This window comes from Microcoleus sp. S13_C3 (assembly GCF_036700905.1).
Classification (GTDB): domain Bacteria; phylum Cyanobacteriota; class Cyanobacteriia; order Cyanobacteriales; family Microcoleaceae; genus Microcoleus.
In genome coordinates this window covers 21,898-28,836 of the sequence record NZ_JAUBPT010000087.1, presented here as the reverse complement: position 1 = coordinate 28,836, position 6,939 = coordinate 21,898, and the positions used below count along the sequence as shown (strand labels likewise).

7 protein-coding genes are annotated in these 6,939 nt (G+C 45.5%); 4 read left to right on the top strand and 3 right to left on the bottom strand.

Annotated features, from left to right (window positions below; all coding sequences use genetic code 11):
- Nucleotides 1–204 precede the first annotated feature (204 nt).
- The 3 genes from nth to QUA16_RS22165 all read right to left on the bottom strand — a co-directional run bounded on the left by nth (nucleotide 205) and on the right by QUA16_RS22165 (nucleotide 2,512).
- A complete protein-coding gene (nth, locus tag QUA16_RS22175; protein WP_333105711.1) occupies nucleotides 205–867 on the bottom strand; it encodes an endonuclease III in 663 nt (220 codons plus the stop codon).
- A gap of 305 nt (nucleotides 868–1,172) precedes the next feature.
- On the bottom strand, nucleotides 1,173–2,267 hold the full coding sequence (rseP, locus tag QUA16_RS22170) for an RIP metalloprotease RseP (protein ID WP_333105712.1): 1,095 nt from the start codon (nucleotides 2,265–2,267) through the stop codon (nucleotides 1,173–1,175).
- A 35-nt stretch (nucleotides 2,268–2,302) separates the two neighbouring features.
- Complete coding sequence (locus QUA16_RS22165; protein ID WP_333181334.1) at nucleotides 2,303–2,512, bottom strand: hypothetical protein; 210 nt, start codon at nucleotides 2,510–2,512, stop codon at nucleotides 2,303–2,305.
- 9 nt (nucleotides 2,513–2,521) lie between these two features.
- On the opposite strand from QUA16_RS22165, the gene QUA16_RS22160 reads away from it, so the two are divergent.
- The 4 genes from QUA16_RS22160 to QUA16_RS22145 all read left to right on the top strand — a co-directional run bounded on the left by QUA16_RS22160 (nucleotide 2,522) and on the right by QUA16_RS22145 (nucleotide 6,761).
- Complete coding sequence (locus QUA16_RS22160) at nucleotides 2,522–3,199, top strand: ATP-dependent Zn protease (protein ID WP_333105715.1); 678 nt, start codon at nucleotides 2,522–2,524, stop codon at nucleotides 3,197–3,199.
- Between the two features lie 215 nt (nucleotides 3,200–3,414).
- Nucleotides 3,415–3,969, top strand: a complete 555-nt coding sequence (locus QUA16_RS22155) for a hypothetical protein (RefSeq protein ID WP_333105716.1) — start codon at nucleotides 3,415–3,417, stop codon at nucleotides 3,967–3,969.
- 355 nt (nucleotides 3,970–4,324) lie between these two features.
- Nucleotides 4,325–4,882: a Uma2 family endonuclease gene (locus QUA16_RS22150; protein ID WP_333105717.1), complete on the top strand. Its 558-nt coding sequence runs from the start codon at nucleotides 4,325–4,327 to the stop codon at nucleotides 4,880–4,882.
- Nucleotides 4,883–5,330: 448 nt separating this feature from the next.
- The gene (locus QUA16_RS22145) at nucleotides 5,331–6,761 is read left to right on the top strand and encodes an MFS transporter (RefSeq protein ID WP_333105719.1); all 1,431 of its coding nucleotides are present in this window, start codon (nucleotides 5,331–5,333) and stop codon (nucleotides 6,759–6,761) included.
- The last annotated feature ends 178 nt before the right edge of the window (nucleotides 6,762–6,939 follow it).

The following is a 6,939-nucleotide window of genomic DNA, read 5'->3' as shown; positions in this document are numbered from 1 at the left end:
TTTTTAGCAACAGGCAAGATGCCTGTTCCACAATCACTCAACATTTTTAGCAACAGGCAAGATGCCTGTTCCACAATAACTCAACATTTTTGTGGTACAGGCATCTTGCCTGTACTTAACATTGGTGCAACACCTAACTATTAGCAAAAAGGTACAAATCTGCAATAACTCAAGATTTTTGTGGTACAGGCATCTTGCCTGTACTTAACATTGGTGCAACACCAAACTATTAGCAGAAGGACACAAATCTGCCAGTTCGCAAACATTGCAAGCCGGATTTCTGGCATTACAAACCGCCCTGCCGTGATAAACCAACCGAATCGACCAATTTTCCCAATCGGGCTGCGGCAACAATATCATCAAATCCCGCTCGATCCTTATAGGATCGGTATGTTCGGTCAATCCCAACCGCTGACTCAAACGTTTGACGTGAGTGTCTACCGTCACGCCCATATTAATACCAAAAGCGTGGGCGAGAACGACATTAGCCGTTTTGCGGGCAACTCCGGGCAATTCTAGCAGCAGTTCCATACGCTGCGGCACTTGATTGTTAAATTTATTGACGATCGCCTGACAAGCACCTTTAATATTTTTAGACTTATTGCGGTAGAAACCAGTCGATCGCACCAGACTTTCCAATTCTTCTATATCAGCATTTGCCAAAGCAACCGCATCGGGAAAACGCTCAAACAAAGCCGGCGTTACCAAATTTACTCTATCGTCCGTACACTGAGCCGAGAGAATCGTCGCCACCAGCAACTGCACGGGAGTTTCGTAGTTGAGAGTGCAAGGAGCTTCTGGATAGAGGCGTTTGAGGCGAATCAGAATTTCGAGCGATCGTTGTTTTAAACTTAACTTTTTAGTCATTAGTCAGTAGTCATTAGTCATTAGTCATTAGTCAGTAGTCATTACTCAGTAGTCATTACTCAGTAGTCATTAGTCATTAGTCAGTTGTTATTTGTTTTTAACTTCCAGGCACGACTGGGGAACCCATAACCAGAGGTTCTGCCTCGCTTGCGTCGGAAAAAAAGGAGAGGGGAAAATAGGAAAATAGGAAAACGGAAAACTAGACATAATTCTTCCTTCTTCCTTCTTCCTGAAATCCGTTACATCCGTTACATCCGTCGAGCGAATCCGTTGCCGAACTTCCTTCTTCCCTCTTCCTTCATTTACTATTGCAGGAAATTTCGCAAATCGAACCCAGCCAAATTAGCAGTATCGCGAATAATCAAGAAAATTCCCAAACCCAGCAACAACACCAAACCAGTCTGCATGACATTTTCCTGAATGCGGTTCGGCAGAGGCTTGCCCCGCAGTCCTTCTATTAACAGAAAAGCTAGCTGACCGCCGTCCAAAGCAGGTAAAGGCAAGATATTAATCACAGCCAAATTGATGCTAATTAACACCGCATACTGAAACAAACTCGCAGCATCCGATTTGGCAATCCCTGCACCAATCGCCACAATCGCCACAGGCCCGGACAACTTGTCGGCAGTCTGGCTGAAATTGCTAAGTAACTGCCCGAAACCTTGAACCGTCAGCACCACAATCCGCTCAAATTCTTTGGCGGCCTTGCTAAACGCCTCTACAAATCCGGCCCTCTGCCGCACCACAGTGCCGTTAGAAGTTAGCTGCACGCCAATGCGACCTTTGCCGTCGGGCGACTCTTCAGGAGTTACTGTCACCACAAATTTTTGTTCTTGGCGCTGAATTTCCAACGCTAGGGGTTGGTTGGGATGATCTTGGATTGCTGCGACCAATAATTTGACTGCTTCGCCGGAAGCGCCCAATTCCTTGCCGTCAACAGACAGAACAACGTCGCCCGATCGAATTCCCGCTTGTTTGGCGGCCGAACTGACTTCCGCAGCGACTTCCGGGACTTTAACTCCCGGTAGGTAGTTCATTTGTGCAGCGCCGACAGTGCTCAATTGCACCACCAGCAGGAAATAAGCAAAAATTAAGTTGGCAACTACCCCTGCGCTAATGACGATCGCCCGATCGAGCACGGGGCGATTTTTGAGCAAATTCGGGTCATTTGGCGGAATTGTACTGTCTGGATCGTCGTCCGGGAAACCCACGAAACCTCCCAGGGGAAAGGCGCGAAGGGCGTATTCAGTTTCCGGGCCTTGGTACTTCCAGAGGATGGGCCCGAAACCGATGGAGAAGCGGTTGACGTGGATGTGTTGAAGTCTCGCCGCCAGGAAGTGGCCGAGTTCGTGAACGACAATCAAGATACCTAAAACTGCGATCGCTGCCAAAACTGACATGAAGGATTCCACTAACACTTTTACTGGACTTTGATTTATTTTAATATCTTTTTAATATCGGTGGCTTCGGAGGGACAATTTTCAGTCAAACTGGAAGGTGGTGTTTTTGTCGGAAGTCCCGGCTGCTGCGATCGACCCGACGCTGCCAAACCGATCGCGCGATCGTACCTGAGTTTACCTCTAAAACCAATTCCCATTACCAATTCCCTATTACAAATTCCCAATTCCCAATTCCCAGTTACCAATTCCGCATTATGAAAGACACTTCTTTGAATATTATCGCTATTTCTATCTTTGCCATCACCATTTCAATATTGTTGGGGCCCCTATTCAACTTGCCAGAAGCCGTACCTGCGATCGCCACTTTTTGCCTGTTGGGGCTTGCTACCCTTGACAGTTTCCAGTGGCAAGGTCAAGGCGGTACTATTTTTTTAGATTGGCTGGGGGGAACTTCCAAACAAAAGCGCGATCGTATCCTTCACCACGAAGCCGGACACTTCCTAGTCGCGCACCTGTTGGGAATTCCCGTAACCAGCTACGCCCTCAACGCTTGGGAAGCATTTAAACAAGGCCAAACAGCCCAAGGCGGCGTCCGATTTGAAGACGAACAATTAGCATCTCAACTCCAAAATGGCACTCTTTCCGCCCAACTTTTAGACCAATACTGCACAGTGTGGATGGCCGGAATAGTCGCCGAAAAATTTGTTTACGGCAGTGCACAAGGAGGAGCCGAAGACCGCACAAAAATTAGTGCAATTTTAACACAAATGCGCCGTCCAAGTTCCGAGATTCAACTCAAACAAAACTGGGGTTTGCTGCGAGCCAAAAACCTGATAGAAAGCCACAAATCAGCTTACGAAGCCCTAGTAGCAGCAATGGAAGAAAGAGCCAGTGTGGCCGAATGCTGCGATATTATTCAGCAAAATTTATAGGAGAAAAAAGATTACGCACTCTTGCCTTCTAAACCAGGTTTATCTGTAGATTTCTCACAAAGACAGGACTTACGCACCGCCTCAATATATAGTGTTTTGTAGGGGGCTAACCCCCCGTGGTTGCCCCCATACCAGGAATGATTGCGTAAGTCCTAAAAGACAAAAAATTTGCGTATAAACCGAGTTTAAGAGCGTATTATAGGGATTAAAAATTCATGTCAGAACCCAATATTTTCCCAACAACACTGCAAACAGCGAACCCAAATACAGAAAAATTGTTGTGGCTGTTCGGTTTTCGGATCGACCCCGGCACCGAAATACCCAATCTATATACTCTAATTGTCTACGGAGAACAAGAGCCGCCCTTAGTAGCCGGCGGTCAACTTGTATTTTTTACCCGTCCAGAACTAGCGATTAACGCTCTCCAATTGTGCAATATCGATGTCAGCAAACTGGGAAAGCCACCCACACAAATAGACGCTATTTGCGACATTGCAGAAACGCTGTACTTGCTCGATGCCGAAGATTTTGACGAGTCAGCTACTATCCTCAACTGTTTGAACGCGCTTTTCGATTTAGTGAAAGCTACTTTAATACCGATGCCAACTGAATACAAGCGCATACTTTATGATTTTGCAGATCATTTGAATATTGAGGAAGAGTTTGCAACTTTTTTATACGCAGAAGATATTCAGCGATCGGAAATTGTCAATGCCATTTTGTGGTGTGTGGGAGCAATTACAGCTAAATCGAGATTGCTGACCGAGTAATTTAAGATTTTATATTTTAGATTGTAGATTGGATATTGTGGATTTAAAGTAGTCCGGGAATATACCAAAGAAACCGGGTTTTTTACCAGTGTTAAAGTCTCTCATCCACTATTTTGATAAAAAACCCGGTTTCGGCCAGGGCTGTTTCGGGGCAACCGGGCGTGGGATTGCCCCTACGGAAAACCAGGCTTTTGTAGGGGCGGTGCCAAGAGTGCCCGCCCCCACCCACAGATGATTTCATGGACATTTCAGGCATCGGGGCTCTTCACGAGGGTTTGCCCCTACAAGAAAATGAAACCGCCCTGCGGTTTCGGCCTCTAGGATAATAGATAATATCGCCAAAGGAAATTGTGCCATGACTGTAACAGATGTACGCTTGTGGACTGTAGCCGAATACCGCCGGATGACCGAAACTGGCATTCTCAATCCCGATGAACGAGTCGAATTAATTGACGGGCAAATTATTTCAATGAGTGCAAAAAATCCTCCCCACGCAGCAACTAATCTCTGTGCAGCCGACTATCTGAGAAATCTGCTGGTAGGACTTGCTTTAATTCGCATCCAAGACCCGGTTACTCTAAGTATAAATTCAGAACCAGAACCCGATATTGCTGTAGTGCAAATCGACCCTCGGCTGTACAAAGATTTTCATCCCGTACCAGACAATATTTTCTTATTAATAGAAATAGCTGACACGACTTTAGAAACAGACCGCAAGCGGAAAGCACCGGCTTATGCTAAGGCGGGAATTAGTGATTATTGGATACTTGATGTTAACACGCGGCAAGTTTATGTTTTTCGCGAACCGGGCGAGGCCAACTACGGACAAGAAACAGTATTTAATGAAGATGATGTTTTGTCAATGCTGGCCTTTCCAGAAATAGAAGTTCAGATTTCGCAACTGTTTCCTTAAGTCTGTGGGCGGCGGGTTTATCGATATCTTTAGCTACAGATCGATATTTCGGCTAAAACCCGCCCCTTGTATGGTGCGTAGCTGCTACGGTATCTACGGGTATTGTGTATATTGATATCGCTCGAATTACCACAACGTTGTAGGGGCGGGTTCACAAACCATACATAACAATGACCGACAATTCATATAAACCCGCCCCCACCCCACCGTAAATCTGAACGGACATTTGGCTTGGAAAGTTGGGTTGGGGCGGGTTTTTGAGATTGTTTGTTTTGGGGCGATTATTGTTGGTGAACCCGCCCCTACAAATCTATCAATTACCAATTATCAATTACCACATCTTCAGAATAATCCCGATCGCTACAAAAAACTTAGTATTAGGGCGTAGCATGAGTTATACTCCTACTGGAAAGACTGTGACTGTCAAAAAATCTCGAAATCAAAGTTTATGAGCAACACTTCCCCCCCTCAACCAGCAGCCAAAAACCCCGCCACACAAAAACTCAGTTTCTCAACAAAATTAGCTTACGGTGCCGGCGACCTCGGCCCGGCAATTACCGCTAATGTTTTGGCATTTTACCTCCTAGTTTTCTTTACCAATGTCGCTGGTTTACCGGCCGGTTTAGCCAGTAATATTTTGGTAGTTGGCAAGGTTTGGGATGCCATAAATGACCCGATTGTGGGGGTTTTGAGCGATCGCACTTCTCACCCTTGGGGCCGCCGATATCCTTGGATAATATATGGTGGCATTCCCTTCGGCATATTCTTCTTATTGCAGTGGATTGTACCTAGCACGGATCACACAGTGTTATTTTGGTACTATGTTGCAATCAGCATTTTGTTCAACACCGCCTACACGGCTGTCAATCTTCCCTACACTGCCCTAACTCCAGAACTTACTCAAGACTACAACGAACGCACTAGCCTTAATAGTTTTCGATTTGCTTTCTCCATTGGGGGCAGCATCTTTTCATTAATCTTAGCTCTAATTATCTTTCGTGTATTTGAAAAGGACCCGAATCAACAATATTTAGTATTAGGTGCAATCTGTGCAGTTATCTCTGTCTTGCCTTTGTACTGGTGCGTTTTGGGAACTCGCAAGCACGTCGCAGCCCAACTATTAGAAAACGCCGAACTCGATAATTCTACATCCTTGCCACTGAAAGAACAGTTGCAGATTGCATTTAGCAATCGCCCTTTTTTGTACGTCATTGGAATTTATCTTTTTTCTTGGCTGGGAGTGCAGTTGACTGCTACTATTATTCCCTACTTTGTTGTTAACTGGATGCAACAGCCACAGTACGTTTTTAGCTTGGTGGCGATCGCAGTTCAAGGCACTGCATTAATCATGCTATTTGTTTGGAGTAAAGTCAGCGAGAGATACGGCAAAAAAGCCGTATATTTTATGGGCATGAGTTTGTGGATTATTGCCCAAGCTGGACTGTTTTTCCTCCAACCCGGACAAGTATTGCATATGTACATATTAGCAGTCATGGCAGGTGTCGGAGTTTCCACGGCTTATCTAATACCTTGGTCGATGATACCGGATGTGATCGAACTCGACGAACTCCAAACAGGAGAAAGACGCGAAGGCGTTTTCTATTCGTTTATGGTACTGCTGCAAAAAATCGGATTGGCAGTGGGTTTGTGGTTGGTAGGCCAAGCATTAGAAGGAGCTGGATTTCTATCTACAGTTCCGGGACAGCCTGCACCCGTACAGCCAGAGTCTGCACTGTTTGCGATTCGAGTTGCGATCGGGCCACTGCCCACCATTGCTTTAATTGCTGGCATGATTCTTACATATTTTTATCCAATAACCCGCGAAGTTCATGCAGAAATACTGTTGAAACTGCGAGAAAGAAAAGCACAAAATCACTAATCGCTAATAAGGAGTAGTTGGTAATTAGTAAAATCGAAAAATAACAACTCCCAGTAGCTAATCCGAGCGATATCAATAGCAATCCTCCCATCCGGTGCGAAGTGTTTTTTTCTTTAACAATGTGTCATCGTCTTATGGCATCGGTTAATTCCCAAAAAAAGCCCGTTGCGCGTTTACC